The organism is Stagnihabitans lacustris (assembly GCF_025950525.1).
In the GTDB taxonomy this organism is placed as follows: domain Bacteria; phylum Pseudomonadota; class Alphaproteobacteria; order Rhodobacterales; family Rhodobacteraceae; genus Stagnihabitans.
The window spans coordinates 504,795-520,812 of sequence record NZ_JAPDGS010000003.1; the positions used below are offsets into that span (position 1 = coordinate 504,795).

Here is a 16,018-nt window from a genome sequence, read left to right on the forward strand (position 1 = left end):
GGGAATGGCAAGACACGATCTGACGGTGCGGGGCGCCGGCATCATGGGGCTTTGCGTCGCCTGGGAGGCCCTGCGCCGCGGTCTGCGGGTGCAGGTGATCGAGGCGGTGGCGATCGGCGCCGGGGCCTCGGGCGGGTTGGTCGGCGCCTTGGCCCCCCATGCGCCGGAGCAATGGACGGCGGGCAAGGCGTTCCAGCTGCAGGCGCTGTTGATGGCCGAGGCGCATTGGGCCGAGGTGGCGGCAGTCTCGGGCCTCTCGCCGGGTTATGCGCGGACCGGGCGGGTGCAGCCGGTGACGGATGAGGCCCTGGCCCGGACGCGCGAACAGGCTGCGGCAGAGCTGTGGCAGGGGCGGGCGGAATGGCGTGTGATCGCGGCGGGGGGGGAGTTTCAGCCGCTGTCGCCCTCGGGGTTGCTGATCCATGACACGCTGACGGCGCGGGTCTCGCCGCGGCGGGCGCTGGCCAGCCTGGTGGCGGCCTGTCAGGCGCGGGGGGCTGTGGTGACGGTGGGTGAGGCCAGCGATGAGGGCGCGGTGGTCTGGGCCACCGGGCATCGGGGGCTGGAGGCGCTGACCGCGCAGATGGGGCGCAAGATGGGGCAGGGGGTCAAGGGTCAGGCGCTGTCGCTGCACCTGCCCGGGGTGGCGCATCTGCCGCAGGTCTATGCCGATGGGCTATACATTGTGCCGCATGAGGATGGGTCGGTGGCGGTGGGGTCAACCTCCGAAAACACCTATGACCACGAGGACACCGACACCCAAGCCGATGACCTGCTGGCACGGGCGCGGGCTTTGGTGCCGGCGCTGCGTGATGCCCCCGAGATCACGCGTTGGGCCGGCATCCGCCCCCGCGCGCAAAGCCGTCAGCCGCTGATCGGCGCCTGGCCCGGGCGGCCCGGGCATTTCATCGCCAATGGCGGCTTCAAGATCGGCTTTGCCGTGGCGCCTTTGTGTGCGCGGCTTTTGGTCGATGCAATCCAGGGGCAGGACGCAATCCCGGAGGCTTTTCGCCCCTGAAACTTGGCCCTGATCACAGGTGCTTGCGCAGCTGCGGCAGAAGCGCGGTCTTGCCGTAACGCCCGGTGAAGTCGTGAAACTGATAGGGCGCCGGAACTTTGGGGATGATGAACTGTCCATGCCCCAGGGCCGCAATCTCGCAGCCCACCGCCTCGGCGAAATAGCAGGCGAAGGGAAAGACGAAGGTCGGCTCGAAATCCGCCGCGTGTTGCCAGATCGAGGGCACGAAGTCGTCGCCCAGCAGATATCCGCCCGGCTTGATCTTTCCCCATGTCGCGATCAGGTCGATGGCGACCCCGCGCAAGGTGTGGTCGCCGTCGATATAGGCCAGGTCCAGGCTTTCATCGGGGATCTGGTGGATCACCTCGGCCGTCGTCCCGCGCAGGATCACGCGGCGGTCGGCGGCAAAGCGGGTGGCGGCCTCGGCCTCGGCATAGACCGCGTCAAAGGCGACGGAGTCCTTGTTGAACGGCTTGTTCCACTCGGGCAGCTGCCGCCAGGGGTCCAGCATGTAGAACTTGGCCAGATAGGGTTTCGTCAGCGCAAAGGCCGAGAATTCGCCCTTCCAGACCCCCACTTCGACCATTTCCGCCGGTTTGATATGGTCCAGCAGACGCTCCAGCGTCTCTTGCCGGCTGGCGGCTCCGGCCAGAAGGCCGCGCAACAGCTGCATGGGGTCATCCTTTGATCGTTTGCCCCAAACGATGCGGCCCTGTGCCGCTTGTCAAGATCACTCCGGCAGGCGGGGTCATTCCAGCAAACGACGGGCGATCACATTGGCCTGGATCTCGGCTGCGCCTTCAAAGATCGACAGGATGCGGGCGTCGACCAACAGGCGCGAGGCGAGGTATTCGCAGGCAAAGCCGTTCCCGCCATGGATCTGGACGCCATTGTCGGCCGCAGCCCAGGCCACCCGGGCGGCAAGCAGTTTCGCCATCCCGGCCTCAAGGTCGCAGCGCCGCCCTTCGTCCTTGGCTCGCGCCGCGTGATAGGTGATCTGGCGCGAGATGGCGATTTCGACGGCCATCATGGCAAGCTTGCCCGAGACGCGCGGAAAGTCCACAAGCGGCTTGCCAAACTGCACGCGGTCCATGGCGTAACGCAAGGCGCAGTCCAGCGCGGCCTGAGCGACGCCAATGGCCCGCGCCGCGGTCTGGATGCGGGCGGATTCAAAGGTCTGCATCAGCTGCTTGAAGCCTTGACCCGTGACGCCGCCCAGAAGGTTCGCAGCAGGCACAGCGAAATTGTCAAAGGAAAGTTCGTATTCCTTCATGCCGCGATAGCCCAGGACCTTGATTTCGCTGCCCTTCATGCCGGGCGTGGGGAAGGGGTCCGCATCACTCCCGGGGGTCTTTTCGGCGATCAACAAAGACAGCCCGCGCCAATCGGCCTCGGTCCCGGTGCGGGTCATCAGCATCATCACATGGGCGCGGGCGGCATGGGTGATCCAGGTCTTGTTGCCGGTGACGTGCCAGGTGTCGCCCGTCAGCACAGCACGCGTGCGCAGGGCGCCAAGGTCGCTGCCGGTGTTCGGCTCGGTGAACACGGCGGTCGGCAGGATTTCCGCGCTGGCGAGTTTCGGCAACCACTGGGCCTTTTGCTCCGGCGTGCCGCCGCACAGGATCAGTTCGGCGGCAATTTCCGTGCGGGTGCCCAAGGAGCCCACGCCGATGTAGCCGCGCGAAAGCTCTTCGGACACCACGACCATCGCGGCCTTGGACAGGCCGAAACCGCCGTGTTCCTCCGGGATGGTCAGGCCAAAGACGCCCATATCCGCCAGTTTCTGGATGATCTCCATCGGGATCAGGTCGTCGCGCAGGTGCCAGCCCTGGGCCTGGGGGATGACCTCTTCTTCGGCAAAGCGGCGGAATTGGGCGCGGATCATCTCCAGGTCCTCATCCAGACCCGAGGCGATGACCGCGCCGTCGCACAGCAGGGCCACCAGCCGCGCCTTGGCCGCATCATTGGCCGCGGCGATCAACGCACGGGCCTGCGGACCCGGGGCATAGGTCACGCCACAACAGCCGCGGGCGAATTCGCCCTGGCTCATCGGGATGCCGCCCTGCAGTTGCGCCAGATATTCGCCAAAGCCGATCTGGATCACCAGCGCCTCGGCCTCGCCCAGGGTCTGCGCCCGCGCCCAAGCGTCCAGTTCGGTCAGCGCCTGCACATAGGTCGCAATCCAGGCCAGGCCATGCGCCTCGGTCTGATCCGCCTCAAGACTAGCGGAGTCGATGCGGCCCGCCACCACAACACGAGCCGCCAAGGCCGCCTTTGCCAGGGACAGGAAGGCCTGAGCCTCGCCCAGGGCCGGGGCGGTCAGGGACAACAGGTCGGGCAGAAATGAGGTGGAAAGGTCTTGTCCGTCGGCCATGGCATCCTCCGATTCCGATGGCACCGGGATAATCCCTTCGCAGTCGCAGCGCAATATAATTTCAACACGAGTCGTCGTGGCGTATGAAAATGACCTTGGCGTTTAGACTTTCCCTTGACGGTGGCGGCGGCTAGCAAGAGCCATGGATGTGATGGCAGGTCTTTCCCCGGGCATTTTCGCCGCCGCCTTGGCGGTCACGCTGTTTGCGGGCTTTGTCAAAGGCGTGGCGGGGTTTGCCATGCCCTTGATCATGATGAGCGCCTTTTCCAGCTTTTTGCCGCCGCAACTGGCCTTGGCCGGGCTGATCCTGCCGACGCTTCTGACGAACCTGAGCCAGGCCTTCCGCCAGGGCGTCGCGCCCGCCGTGCAGACCGCGCGGACCTATCGGCGGTTTCTGGCGGCGACGCTGGTCTTTATCGTGATCTCGGCGCAGTTCGTCCATGTCATCCCCGAGCGCGCCTTTCTTCTGGGCCTTGGCCTGCCGGTCACGGCCTTTGCCGTGGCGCAGGTCATGGGCCTGTCGCTGGCGCTGCCCCTGCGGCACCGCCACGGCGCGGAATGGGCGCTGGGCGCGGTCGGAGGTCTTTATGGCGGGGTTTCGGGCATCTGGGGGCCGCCGCTGATCGTTTATCTGCTGTCGATCAAGGCTGACAAGGCCGAGACGGTGCGCGTGCAGGGCGTGGTCTTTTTGATGGGCGCCGTGGTGCTGTGTGGCGCGCATCTGGCGACCGGGGTGCTGAACGCGCAGACCTTGGGCTTTTCGGCGGTGCTGGCCTTGGCGGCGCAGCTGGGCCAGATCGGCGGAAACCGGCTGCAGGACCGGCTGGACGCGGTGGCCTTTCGGCGCTGGACGCAAGCCCTGCTGATCCTGACCGGGCTGAACCTGGTGCGGCAGGCGTTGATGGGGTGAACCCGGGGTATACCCCGGGCTACGCTGGGGCCGATCTAGCGCGTCGGAACCGGGACCTCGCCGCGGTAGTCGTAAAAGCCGCGGTCGGTCTTGCGGCCCAGCCAGCCGGCCTCGACATATTTGGTCAACAGTGGGCAGGGGCGGTATTTCGTATCGGCCAGCCCGTCATACAGCACATTCATGATGGCCAGGCAGGTGTCCAGCCCGATGAAATCGGCCAGCTCCAGCGGGCCCATCGGGTGATTGGCCCCCAGTTTCAGCGCCGTGTCGATGGATTGCACCGACCCCACGCCCTCATACAGCGTGTAAACCGCCTCGTTGATCATCGGGATCAGGATGCGGTTGACGATGAAGGCGGGGAAATCCTCGGAGCTGGAGGCGGTCTTGCCCAGCCGGTCGACGACGCCTTTCAGCGTGTCATAGGTCGGCCCATCGGTGGCAATGCCGCGGATCAGTTCCACCAGCTGCATCACCGGCACCGGGTTCATGAAGTGGAACCCCATGAAGCGCTCGGGCCGGTCGGTGCGGCTGGCCAGCCGTGTGATCGAGATCGACGAGGTGTTCGAGGTCAGGATCGTATGGGGCGCAAGATGCGGCGCCAGACTGGCGAAGATCTTGTTCTTGATGTCTTCCTTTTCGGTCGCGGCTTCGATGATCAGGTCGGTCGGGCCCAGAAGCGCGATGTCCAGCGAGGTCGAGATGCGGGCCAAAGCCGCGGCCTTGTCCTCGGCGGCCACCTTGCCGCGGCTGACCTGGCGTTCCAGGTTCTTGTCGATCGTGGCCACGGCGGCAGAAAGGCTGTCGGCCGAGATGTCGTGCAAGATGACCTCATAGCCTGCCAGCGCGAAAACATGGGCGATCCCGTTGCCCATCTGCCCCGCACCCACAACGCCCACGCGCCGAATGTCCATGCCCTGCCCCTTTGATTGCGCGGTTAGCTTAGGCCTGCAGGCCGCCTGCTTCAACCCCGCTGCGCTGCGGCGTTCACCAGTTGGAAGGATTTGAGGCAAAGCCCGACTTCAACTCTTTGGAAACGGGAATCGGGCACAGTTTCCATTGGGTGTGTAAAACTGATGGTGGGTAAGATGGCCTATGCTTTGCCAAGCGAAGGCGTATTGGATTATTTTCCATGCCGATATGGTGTGTCCAACATGTCGTTCCGGGGTCCGCGACGGTCGCTGGAGCGGCCTTATATCGTCTTTCTGGGCGGAAACGAGACTTACGGAAAATTCATACCCGACCCCTATCCTGACCTTGTCGAAGAGGAGGTCGGCTATGGGGCGGTCAATCTGGGGATTCCCAATGCGGGGCCGGATGTCTATCTGAACGAACCCTCGCTGATCGACTTGGCGCAGGGGGCAGAGGCGGTTGTGGTGCAGGTTCTGGGGGCGGGTAATCTCTCGAACCGGTATTACAAGGTCCATCCGCGGCGCAATGACCGATTTGTCGGGCCGACGCCGCTGCTGCGGACGCTGTATCGGGATGTCGATTTCACCGAAATCAGCTTCACGCGGCATCTGTTGGCGACGCTGTTCGAACATTCGCCGGAAAAGTTCCAGACGGTGGCCGAAGACCTGCGCGCCACCTGGCATCGGCAGATGGAGGCGCTGTTGAAGCGCCTGCCAGAGCGGACGGTGCTGTTGTGGCTGTCCGACCAGGCGCCGCCGTCCAAGGCGCAGGGGCTGGGTCATGATCCGCTGTTGATCGACGCTGAGCTTGTGGCCTCGGTCCGGCCATTTGTGCGCACCTATGTCGAGGCGGTCGAACGCTCTGACCAAAGGGGCCGCGGCCTGTCGGGCATGGCCTTTGCCCGCGACGAATCGGCGGCTGCGGCGCGGATGCCGGGGCCGGAGGTGCATCGCGACCTGTCGCGCCTTCTGTCCAGTGCGCTGGAGAAAATCCTGAAATAGGGCCCCGCTTCCTCCGCTCCCCGCTGGGGTCTCTATGGCCGGGCGCGTCCGCGTGCCCGGCCTTCTTCCGTCTGACCCTTCGCTTTTCCGCCGCGTCGCTCTATGTGTGGCAAAACGCGGAGGCAGCAATGTTCAAAGACCCGGTCTTTCTGATCGCCACACTGGCCTGTTTGGCCGTGCTGGTCATCTTGGCCATCGGCATCGGCGGTTTCGCCAAGGGCGGCGAGTTCAACCGGAAATACGCCAACAAACTCATGCAGTTGCGCATTGTGGCGCAGGCCTTGGCGGTCGGCGTCATCGTGCTGTTCGCCTGGGCAAGGAGCCGCTGATGGTCGTCCTGTCCAAGATTTACACCCGCACCGGCGACACCGGAGAGACCGCTTTGGGCAATGGCGCGCGGGTGCCGAAGTTCGACCTGCGCGTTTCGGCCTATGGCACGGTGGACGAGGTCAATGCGACCGTGGGCCTGGCCCGGCTTCATGGCATGGCCGACCCTTTGGCGCGGATTTCCAACGATCTTTTCGACCTGGGCGCCGATCTTTGCACGCCGGATCTGGAAAACGACGCGACGGCGCCTTACCCGCGGCTGCGGATGATCGGGCCTCAGGTCGACCGGCTGGAGGCCGAGATTGACGCGATGAACGCGGATCTGGAGCCGCTGCGCAGCTTTATCCTGCCCGGTGGCACGGTCTTGGCGGCGCAATTGCACCTGTGCCGGACGGTCTGTCGGCGGGCCGAGCGGTTGGTGGTGGAACTGGCCGCGCATGAGCCTGTGAACCCCTTTGCGGTCAAGTATCTGAACCGGCTGTCGGATTGGTTCTTTGTCGCGGGCCGCGTCGCCAATGAGGGGCGCGATGTCCTGTGGGTTCCCGGCCTGACGCGCCCCGCCTAAGGGAATCGACACCTCTGTCGATTTCCGCAAACGTGGCGTCCATGCGACAATCTGCGTCGTTTTCGGTCTGGTTTCCGCATCGCGGCGCGGGTAAACAAGGGTTGAGAGTTTGCGTCCGCCCCAAGGGGCCATTTCGGAGATTTGCGCGATGAAGGTCCTGGTGCCTGTCAAACGTGTGATCGACTACAACGTGAAGGTTCGCGTCAAGGCGGACGGGTCCGGGGTCGATCTGGCGAATGTGAAAATGTCGATGAACCCCTTTGACGAAATCGCCGTCGAAGAGGCGATCCGGCTGAAGGAAAAGGGGCTCGCGACCGAGGTTGTCGTGGTCTCGATTGGCGTGAAACAGGCGCAAGAGACCCTGCGGACCGCCCTGGCGATGGGCGCCGACCGCGCCATCCTGATCGAAGCGACCGCCGACGTTCAGACCGACATCGAGCCGCTTTCGGTGGCCAAGCTGCTGGCCGCTGTGGTGAAGGAAGAGGCCCCGGGCCTGGTCCTGTGCGGCAAGCAAGCCATTGATAACGATATGAACGCCACCGGGCAGATGCTTTCGGCGCTGCTGGGCTGGTCGCAGGGCACCTTTGTGTCGGAACTGGCGATTGCCGATGGCAAAGCGGTTGTGACGCGTGAGGTTGACGGCGGTTTGCAGTCGATCTCGGTCAACCTGCCGGCGGTTCTGACCGTCGACCTGCGCCTGAACGAGCCGCGCTATGCCTCGCTGCCGAACATCATGAAAGCCAAGGCCAAGCCTTTGGCCGCCAAGACCCCGGCAGACTATGGCGTCGACGTGACCCCGCGTCTGACCGTTCTGAAAACCGTCGAGCCGGCGGGCCGCAAGGCGGGCGTCAAGGTCGGCTCGGTGGACGAACTGATCGCGAAACTCAAAGACGAAGCGGGAGTCCTCTGATGGCCGTTCTTCTGATTGCTGACGTGAATGAAGGCGCTTTGGCCACCGATCAGGTCGGCAAGGCGCTGACCGCGGTGGCGGGCTTGGGCGAGGTTCATGTGCTGGTGGCGGGCCTGGGCGGTGACGCCGCGGCGGCAGAGGCCGCGACCCTGCAAGGCGTGTCCAAGGTGCTTTTTGCCGAGGATCACGCCTATTGTCATGGCATGGCGGAATCGACTGCCGCCTTGGTGGTGTCTTTGGCCGCGGGCTATTCCCACATCTGCGGCGCCGCGACGGCGTTCAACAAGAACGTCCTGCCGCGCGTGGCCGCGCTGTTGGACGTGATGGTGATGTCGGATGTGACCGCCGTGATCGACGCCGACACGTTTGAGCGTCCGATCTATGCCGGCAACGCGATCCAGACCGTGAAGTCGGGCGATGCGACCAAGGTGTTCTCGATCCGCACGGCAGCCTATGCGGCGGCGGGTGCGGGCGGTGCGGCCGCGGTCGAAAAGCTGGTGGGTCCGGGCGAGGCGGGGCTTTCCGCCTGGGTCGAGGACCGCGTGGCGGCCAGTGACCGGCCGGAACTGACCTCCGCCAAGGTGGTCGTCTCGGGTGGGCGTGGCGTCGGGTCGAAAGAGTCCTTTGCCATCATCGAGACGCTGGCCGACAAGCTGGGCGCCGCTGTTGGGGCCTCGCGTGCGGCGGTCGACAGTGGCTATGCGCCGAACGACTGGCAGGTGGGGCAGACCGGCAAGGTCGTGGCGCCGAACCTCTATGTTGCCTGCGGGATTTCTGGCGCGATCCAGCACCTTGCGGGGATGAAGGATTCGAAGGTCATCGTCGCGATCAACAAGGACGAAGAGGCGCCGATCTTCCAGGTCGCCGATTATGGCCTGGTCGCGGACCTGTTCACCGCTGTGCCGGAGCTGTCGGGCAAGCTGTAAGCGGTGCGCTAAATCGCACCCTACGCCATAGGATGAAACGGGGGCGCTTGCGGGCGTCCCTTTTTTCTTGCCTGATGCCGCCTTGGGCCTTATGGGATTTGATCAAATCCTTGGGTGCGACATGACCTCTCCGACCGGTTCCCTTCTGTCCGAAGCGCAAGACTTCCTGGCCCGTCATCCGGAGGTGCAGGCGGTCGATATCGTCCTGACCGACGCCCATGGCATCGGGCGCGGCAAGATCATCCGGCGGCATGAACTGGAGAGCCTGTATACCCAGGGCCGCGGCATGCCCGCGAGCCTTTTTGCCCAGGACATCAGCGGCGATGACGTCGAGGGCGCCTTGGCCACGCAGAACGATGGCGGCGGCGACAGCCGGTGCTGGCCGGTGCCCGGGACGCTGGGCCTGATCCCGGCGACGGGGCGGGGGGTGGTGCTGGTATCGATGTTCGCCGATCACCCCCAGCCCGCCGAGCCGCGCAATGTGCTGATGGCGCAGATCGCCCGGGCCGAGGCGATGGGCTTTACCCCAATGGGCGCGATGGAGCTGGAATTCTATCTGGTCGACCGCGAGCGTGACGCCCAAGGCCGCGTCCAGCCTGCGCGTTACCCCCTGACCGGGCGGCAAAGCCATGCCACCAATACCATGTCGGTCGACGAGCTGGACGAGATGTCGCCCTTTTTCGACGCGGTCTATGAGGGCGGGCGGCAGTTGGGCCTGCCGATGGAGAGCCTGATTTCCGAATATGCTGCCGGTCAGTATGAACTGACGCTGCGTTACCGCGACCTGGCCCGGGCGGCGGATGATATCATCCTGGCCAAGCGGCTTTTGCGGGCGACGGCGCGGCGGTTTGGCATGGAGGCCTGTTTCATGGCCAAACCCTTTGGCGCGCGGTCGGGCTCGGGGATGCATCTGCATCTGTCGTTGACCAAGGATGGGCAGAACCTGTTTTCCACCGGAGACCTGATGCTTCAGGCCATCGGTGGCATCAGGGCGCATATGGCGGAAACCATGCTGGTGCTGGCGCCGTTCTTGAACTCGTGGCGGCGGTTCGCCTCGACGGTTTATTCGCCCGCCTCGAACACCTGGGGCGAAGAGGACCGCAATGTCGCGCTGCGCATCCCGGCCGGCAGCGCCAAGACCCGGCATTTCGAACACCGCGTGGCGGGCGTCGATGCCAACCCCTATCTGGTGGCCGCCGTGACCCTGGGCACCGCTTTGGACGGGATCAAGGCCAAGGCCGACCCCGGGCCTGCGGGCGCCGATGATGACCGGCCCTTGCCCGCCAATTGGGCCGAGGCGATCGGGCTGTTCGAGACCTCTGATGCCATGAAGCGCATCCTTGGGCCAGAGTTCCACGCCGGATTTCTGGCGATCAAGCGGGCGGAATATGACCGCTTGGCCATCGAAGTGACGGATGTGGAATGGAGCCTTTACGGGTTCACCGTCTGAACCGGCCTTGCCGCGCAGGCGGAACCCTTCAGGCCACAAGCCAATCCAGCCAGCGCGTCGGCAGAAGCCTGCGCGCAATCCCGGCGATATGGGTGGGGATCGTGACGTAATAGCGGGCCTTTGGCCGGCGCGCCTCGACCGCATGGATCAGCGCCTTGGTCACGGCCGAGGGCGGCAGTTCGAACCGGTCGGGGCCGGTCTTTTCGCCGTAAAGCCGGCCCAGAAGCTTGGCGTAATCGGCCGAACGGGCGGCGGTCTTCCAGTCGATCCACTTTTCGAAATGCGGGATCGAGTTCTGGCGGATCTTGGTGCCAATCGGCCCCGGCTCGATCAGGATCAAGTCGATGCCCGTCCCCCGCATCTCCAGGCGCATGACGTCGGTCAGACCCTCCAGCGCGAATTTCGTGGACACATAGGCGCCGCGCCATTCCGCCCCCACGATGCCAAGCACCGAGGAACATTGCACGATCCGGCCATGGCCCTGTTTGCGCATCAAGGGGATCACGCGGCGGGTCAGGTCGTGATAGCCGAACAGGTTGGTTTCAAAGATCTCGCGGAGCGCGCCGCGGGGCAGGTCTTCGGTCAGGCCCGGGCAGGCATAGGCGCCGTTGTTGAACAGCGCGTCCAGCCGGTCAAGGCCCGCCACGGCTGCGGCAATCGAACCCTCGTCGGTGTAATCCAGCCGAAAGCTCTCCAGCCCCTCGGCGCGCAGGCGTTCGCAATCGGCCTCGGCGCGGCAGGTTGCCAGCACGCGCCAGCCCCGCTTGGCCAGAGCATGGGCGGCGTCGTAACCGATGCCCGAAGAACAGCCGGTGATCAGGATCGTGCGCAAGGTATCTCCAAAAGCAAAGGGGGCTCGGTTTGGCCCGTGATACCCTCTGGACCCGTGCCCCGCCAGCCACTAGACACCCTGCATGGCTGAAGATGATGACACCCCCGCGCCGCCCGCGCCCGTTGAATCCGTTCTTGTCACCGAGCCCCTTTCTCGGGCCATCGGGGAACGCTATCTGACCTATGCCTTGTCGACGATCATGCACCGTGCGCTTCCCGATGCGCGCGATGGGCTGAAGCCCGTGCATCGTCGCATCCTTTGGGCCATGCGGCGGCTGCGGCTGTCGCCCACCGGGGGGTTCCTGAAGTCGGCCAAGATCAGCGGCGACACGATGGGGGACTTTCACCCCCATGGCGACGTTGCGATCTATGACGCGATGGCGCGCTTGGCGCAGCCTTTCAACATGCGCTATCCGCTGGTGGATGGTCAGGGCAACTTCGGCAACATCGACGGCGACAACCCCGCCGCCAGCCGCTACACCGAGGCGCGGATCACCGCCCTGACCGAAGCCCTGCTGGAGGGCATCGACGAAACCGCCGTGGACTTCCGCCCGAATTACGATGGGCGGCTTGAGGAACCCGTGGTTCTGCCCGCGGCCTTTCCGAACCTTTTGGCCAATGGGTCCAGTGGCATCGCGGTGGGGATGGCGACCAATATTCCGCCGCATAACCTGGACGAGCTGATCCAGGGCTGTCAGGCGCTGATTGCCGATCCCGATGTGACCGATGACGCTTTGGTCAATCTGATCCCCGGCCCCGACTTTCCGACGGGCGGGGTCATTGTCGAGGACGCGCAGTCGATCCGCGAGGCTTACCGGACCGGGCGCGGCGCTTTCCGCACCCGCTCCAAATGGGAGATCGAGGATCTGGGCCGCGGCCAGTGGCAAATCGTGGTCACGGAAATCCCGTTCCAGGTGCAGAAGTCCAAGCTGATCGAGCGTCTGGCCGAGCTGATCAACCTGAAAAAGGTGCCCCTGCTGGCCGATGTCCGCGACGAATCCGCCGATGACATCCGCATCGTGCTGGAGCCGCGGTCGCGCACGGTCGAGGCCGATCAACTGATGGGCGCGCTGTTCCGCAATTCAGAACTGGAAAGCCGGTTCAGCCTGAACATGAACGTGCTGATCGACGGCAAGGTTCCCAAGGTTTGCAGCCTGAAAGAGGTTCTGCGCGCCTTTATCGACCACCGGCGTCAGGTCCTGCAGCGTCGCAGCCAGCACCGTGTGGACAAGATCGACGCGCGCCTGGAAATCCTTGCGGGCTTTTTGATCACCTTTCTGAACCTGGACCGCGTCATCGACATCATCCGCTATGATGCCGATCCCAAGCGGGCCTTGATGGCGGAACGCTGGGGCAAAAAGCACAAGCGCGCGACGGATGAAAACGACTACAAGGCGCCGCCGGATCAGCTGGGCGAGCTGTCCGATATCCAGGCCGAAGCCATCCTGAACATGCGTCTGCGGTCCTTGCGCCGGCTGGAAGAGCTGGAACTTGTGGCCGAACGTGACGCGCTGACGGCCGAACGCGAGGGGCTGGCCGCGCTGCTGGCCGACCCCGCCGCACAATGGGCGCGGATCGGGACGGAACTGGACGAGGTCCGCAAGCTTTACGGCAAGGGCACGGTTCTGGGCCGCCGCCGCACCGCCTTTGCCGAGGCCGGTGAGGCCGTCGAGATCAGCGCCGAATCAATGATCGAACGCGAGCCGATCACGGTGATCTGTTCCCAGATGGGCTGGATCAGGGCGATGAAGGGCCATGTGGACCTTTCGGTGGAGCAAAAGTTCAAGGACGGCGACGGCGCCCGCTTTGCCTTCCATGCCGAGACGACCGACAAGATCCTGATCGTGGCGGCGAACGGTCGGTTCTATACGCTGATGGGCGTCAATATGCCCGGTGGCCGCGGCATGGGAGAGCCCGTGCGCCTGATGGTCGATCTGCCCAATGACACGGCCATCGTCGATCTGCGGGTCTGGCGGGCGGGGGAAAAGCTGCTGGTCGCCTCGACCGCGGGGGATGGGTTTGTCGTGGCCTCCGAAGAGGTCCTGGCCCAGACCAAGGCCGGCAAACAGGTGCTGACCCTGGGTGAGGGCGTCAAGACCGCGCTGTGTCACCGCATCAAGGGCGATTCGGTCGCCGTGGTGGGAGAGAACCGCAAGGTGCTGGTCTTCCCGCTGGTGCAAGTGCCCGAGATGACCAAGGGCAAGGGTGTGCGGCTGCAGAAATACAAGGATGGCGGGCTGTCGGACGCGATCACCTTCACCAAGGCCGAGGGCCTGTCGTGGAAGGACCCGGCCGGGCGCACCCGCACCGAAACCGACCTGCGGATGTGGGAGGGCAACCGGGCCGCCACGGGTGCCATGGCCCCAAGGGGCTTCCCGCGCGACAACAAGTTCACCTGATCCTTCAGTGGACGGAGGCCGCGCGGGTTCGGGGGGCCTGCCGTTCCGTCGGCGGGGCCTAGACCGGGTCTACCTTCAGCCAGACGCCGCCTTCGGGGCGCAGGGTCAGGATCATCACCGGCCTTGGCAGGCGTTCGGTCAGACTGAACCGATGGCGGGCCAGCAGGGTCGCCAGGATGATCACCGCCTCTTGCACGGCGAATGCCGCGCCGATGCAGATGCGGGGGCCGTCGCCAAAGGGCAGCCAGGCCGGGCGCGGCGCCTTGGGATCGGCAAAACGGTCGGGGTCAAAGGCATCGGGATTGGCCCAATGCGCATGGTGGCGCTGCAGGGCATAGATCGGCAGGATCACCGTATCGCCCTTGCGGACCTCGCGGCCCAAAAGCGTGTCGGGCGCCATGGCGGTGCGCGACAGGAAAGCGGCGGGGGGGTAAAGCCGCAAGGCCTCGTCGATGATAGACCGGATATAGGGCAGGGCGGGCAGGTCGCCCGCCACCGCCGCGCGGTCGCCCAGCACGCCCCACGCCTCATCCCGGGCGCGGTCCTGCACCTGTGGATCATGGGCGCACAGATACAGCGACCAGGCCAGGGTCAGCGCCGTCGTCTCATGCCCCGCCACGATAAAGGTCAACAGGTTGTCGCGCAGCTCGTCCGGGGTCATCTTGCGCCCCGACACCGGGTCGGCGCCCTGGACCAGCAGGTCCAACAGGTCCGGCACGGGCAAGGGCTGGCGCCGCGCCTGGATCGCGCGGTCGGCCAGCCGCTTCATCGGCGCCATGGCGGCGGCGCCAAAGATTCGCCCCGGACGCGGCACCCAAGCCGGCGCCCCGATGATATCCAGCACCGAAATCTTCGCCGTCTGCGCGATATAGGTCTCGATTGCGCGGTGGACGGCCTGGCGATCAAAGCCCTGATCACCCGAGAAGGTGACATCGGAAATCACCTCGAAGGTCGCTGTCACCATGGCGTCGAAGACATCCACAAGACCGGTCATCCGCGTGCTGGCTCGTTCTGCCGCAGCCGTCATCACCGGCCCCAGCGCCGTGATGTTGCGATGCGAAAACACCGGGGCGGCGGTGCGACGCTGCCACAGCCACTCGTGGCCTTCCGCATTGAACAGCGAATTGCCGATGGCCGGTTCCAGGATCAGCTTTGTGACCACCGATTTCGGGTAATCCTGCACCCGGTCGCGCAGGATGTGGCGCAGCGCGCCGGGGTCCATCACCATATGCCAGCGCTTGCCCGTCGTGCCCGACAGGATCGGCGCATGGGTGGCGATTTCTGGCACCAGCTCCAGCACATTGCGCCGGCCTGCGGCAAGGCTGCCCAGGATGCCCAGCGGCTTGGTGGCCAGCGCCACGCGGACGGGATTTTGGCGTTTCATGCTGATCACTATAGCGCCAACTTGGTCCCCTTCCAGAGCCCCGCCATGGACAAGCGCCCCCAGCCCCCCTATCCCTGATGCAAACGGAGGACCCGCATGACCCTGATCCGCGCCTTTGCCCTTTTGGCTGGCCTTTTCACCCTGGCCGCCTGCGATGCCGCCGATTTTGGCGACCCGCCAAAGCCGATGGGCAAGTTCGAGATGGGGTTGAACGTCGTGGTGGGCGAAACCGCCCAGACCGTGCCGATCTCACGCCAGGCCACGCCCGAGGAATGGGAAGAGGTGATGAAGGAGGCCATGGTCGAACGCTTTGGCTCTTATGAGGGGGGTAAGCTGTTCGATTTCGGCATTTCGATTGACGGCTTTGTCCTGGCGCCTCCGGGCGTGCCAGTCGTCGCCTCGCCGCGGTCTGCGCTGATCATCACGGTCAGCGTCTGGGACGATGCAAAACAGCTGTTGCTGGTCGATGGTGGCAAGCGGATCACGGTGCTGGAGGGGACGTCGGGCGAGACCCTGGTGGGCTCGGGCTGGACGCAGAACAAGAAGGCCCAGATGAAGAAACTGGCGCGCAATGCTGCCAAGGCCGTGCAGGATTACATGCTGGAACATCCCGAATGGCTGGAGATGCCGACCGAAGAGGCCGCAGCCGCGGCGGGCGACGTGACCGTCGAGGCGCCGAAGGGTGGCAAGGCGGCCACGCCTGCGCCGGCAAAACCGGCCGTCGCCGGATGACCTTGATTTTCCCTTGCCGTCGGAATACATCGCCGCGCGTGTAGATCGGGGCCCATGACGGCCCCCCGAAACAAGGGTGGCCGCAATGGCAAAGGCAAAGTTTGAACGCAACAAACCGCACGTCAACATTGGCACGATCGGCCACGTTGACCACGGCAAGACGACGCTGACGGCGGCGATCACGAAGTATTTCGGCGAATTCCGGGCCTACGACCAGATCGACGGCGCTCCGGAAGAGCGTGCGCGTGGGATCACGATCTCGACCGCGCATGTGGAATACGA

16 protein-coding genes are annotated in these 16,018 nt (G+C 65.0%); 11 read left to right on the forward strand and 5 right to left on the reverse strand.

Features of this window, described 5'->3' with window-relative positions:
- Positions 1 to 4 precede the first annotated feature (4 nt).
- Positions 5 to 1,018, forward strand: coding sequence for an NAD(P)/FAD-dependent oxidoreductase (locus NX862_RS10925; RefSeq protein ID WP_264493933.1), 1,014 nt, complete (start codon positions 5 to 7; stop codon positions 1,016 to 1,018).
- 13 nt (positions 1,019 to 1,031) lie between these two features.
- Here the strand turns inward: NX862_RS10925 and NX862_RS10930 are convergent, their stop codons facing one another.
- Together NX862_RS10930 and NX862_RS10935 are read right to left on the reverse strand one after the other, a co-directional pair.
- The gene (locus NX862_RS10930) at positions 1,032 to 1,691 is read right to left on the reverse strand and encodes a class I SAM-dependent methyltransferase (RefSeq protein WP_264493934.1); all 660 of its coding nucleotides are present in this window, start codon (positions 1,689 to 1,691) and stop codon (positions 1,032 to 1,034) included.
- A 75-nt stretch (positions 1,692 to 1,766) separates the two neighbouring features.
- A complete protein-coding gene (locus NX862_RS10935) occupies positions 1,767 to 3,392 on the reverse strand; it encodes an acyl-CoA dehydrogenase family protein (protein WP_264493935.1) in 1,626 nt (541 codons plus the stop codon).
- Between the two features lie 151 nt (positions 3,393 to 3,543).
- Here NX862_RS10935 and NX862_RS10940 point away from each other — a divergent pair, with 151 nt between their 5' ends.
- Positions 3,544 to 4,302 carry a sulfite exporter TauE/SafE family protein gene (locus tag NX862_RS10940; protein ID WP_264493936.1) on the forward strand — a complete coding sequence of 253 codons (759 nt, stop codon included), beginning with the start codon at positions 3,544 to 3,546 and terminating at the stop codon, positions 4,300 to 4,302.
- Positions 4,303 to 4,337: 35 nt separating this feature from the next.
- On the opposite strand, the gene NX862_RS10945 is transcribed toward NX862_RS10940, so the two are convergent.
- The gene (locus NX862_RS10945; protein WP_264493937.1) at positions 4,338 to 5,213 is read right to left on the reverse strand and encodes a 3-hydroxybutyryl-CoA dehydrogenase; all 876 of its coding nucleotides are present in this window, start codon (positions 5,211 to 5,213) and stop codon (positions 4,338 to 4,340) included.
- A 174-nt stretch (positions 5,214 to 5,387) separates the two neighbouring features.
- Between NX862_RS10945 and NX862_RS10950 the strand changes: the two genes are divergently transcribed.
- The 6 genes from NX862_RS10950 to NX862_RS10975 all read left to right on the forward strand — a co-directional run bounded on the left by NX862_RS10950 (position 5,388) and on the right by NX862_RS10975 (position 10,390).
- On the forward strand, positions 5,388 to 6,212 hold the full coding sequence (locus NX862_RS10950) for a DUF6473 family protein (protein ID WP_264493938.1): 825 nt from the start codon (positions 5,388 to 5,390) through the stop codon (positions 6,210 to 6,212).
- 128 nt (positions 6,213 to 6,340) lie between these two features.
- Complete coding sequence (locus tag NX862_RS10955; RefSeq protein WP_264493939.1) at positions 6,341 to 6,541, forward strand: twin transmembrane helix small protein; 201 nt, start codon at positions 6,341 to 6,343, stop codon at positions 6,539 to 6,541.
- Complete coding sequence (locus tag NX862_RS10960) at positions 6,541 to 7,104, forward strand: cob(I)yrinic acid a,c-diamide adenosyltransferase (RefSeq protein ID WP_264493940.1); 564 nt, start codon at positions 6,541 to 6,543, stop codon at positions 7,102 to 7,104. The genes NX862_RS10955 and NX862_RS10960 overlap by 1 nt, the downstream gene beginning before the upstream one ends.
- A gap of 148 nt (positions 7,105 to 7,252) precedes the next feature.
- On the forward strand, positions 7,253 to 8,014 hold the full coding sequence (locus NX862_RS10965; protein WP_264493941.1) for an electron transfer flavoprotein subunit beta/FixA family protein: 762 nt from the start codon (positions 7,253 to 7,255) through the stop codon (positions 8,012 to 8,014).
- Positions 8,014 to 8,940 carry an FAD-binding protein gene (locus tag NX862_RS10970; RefSeq protein WP_264493942.1) on the forward strand — a complete coding sequence of 309 codons (927 nt, stop codon included), beginning with the start codon at positions 8,014 to 8,016 and terminating at the stop codon, positions 8,938 to 8,940. The genes NX862_RS10965 and NX862_RS10970 overlap by 1 nt, the downstream gene beginning before the upstream one ends.
- 121 nt (positions 8,941 to 9,061) lie before the next feature.
- Positions 9,062 to 10,390, forward strand: a complete 1,329-nt coding sequence (locus NX862_RS10975) for a glutamine synthetase family protein (protein ID WP_264493943.1) — start codon at positions 9,062 to 9,064, stop codon at positions 10,388 to 10,390.
- 28 nt (positions 10,391 to 10,418) lie between these two features.
- On the opposite strand, the gene NX862_RS10980 is transcribed toward NX862_RS10975, so the two are convergent.
- Positions 10,419 to 11,222 carry an SDR family NAD(P)-dependent oxidoreductase gene (locus tag NX862_RS10980; protein WP_264493944.1) on the reverse strand — a complete coding sequence of 268 codons (804 nt, stop codon included), beginning with the start codon at positions 11,220 to 11,222 and terminating at the stop codon, positions 10,419 to 10,421.
- An 82-nt stretch (positions 11,223 to 11,304) separates the two neighbouring features.
- Between NX862_RS10980 and parC the strand changes: the two genes are divergently transcribed.
- Positions 11,305 to 13,620 (forward strand): DNA topoisomerase IV subunit A, encoded by a 2,316-nt coding sequence (gene parC, locus NX862_RS10985; RefSeq protein WP_264493945.1) that lies wholly within the window; start codon positions 11,305 to 11,307, stop codon positions 13,618 to 13,620.
- Positions 13,621 to 13,678: 58 nt separating this feature from the next.
- Here parC and NX862_RS10990 read toward each other — a convergent pair whose 3' ends face one another.
- Entirely contained in the window at positions 13,679 to 15,004 is a 1,326-nt protein-coding gene (locus NX862_RS10990; protein WP_264493946.1) for a cytochrome P450, read from the reverse strand.
- Positions 15,005 to 15,100: 96 nt separating this feature from the next.
- Here NX862_RS10990 and NX862_RS10995 point away from each other — a divergent pair, with 96 nt between their 5' ends.
- Positions 15,101 to 15,736 (forward strand): hypothetical protein, encoded by a 636-nt coding sequence (locus NX862_RS10995; RefSeq protein ID WP_264493947.1) that lies wholly within the window; start codon positions 15,101 to 15,103, stop codon positions 15,734 to 15,736.
- An 85-nt stretch (positions 15,737 to 15,821) separates the two neighbouring features.
- Positions 15,822 to 16,018, forward strand: a 197-nt coding sequence (locus NX862_RS11000) for a GTP-binding protein (RefSeq protein WP_264493948.1), incomplete at its 3' end; no start/stop codon positions are given.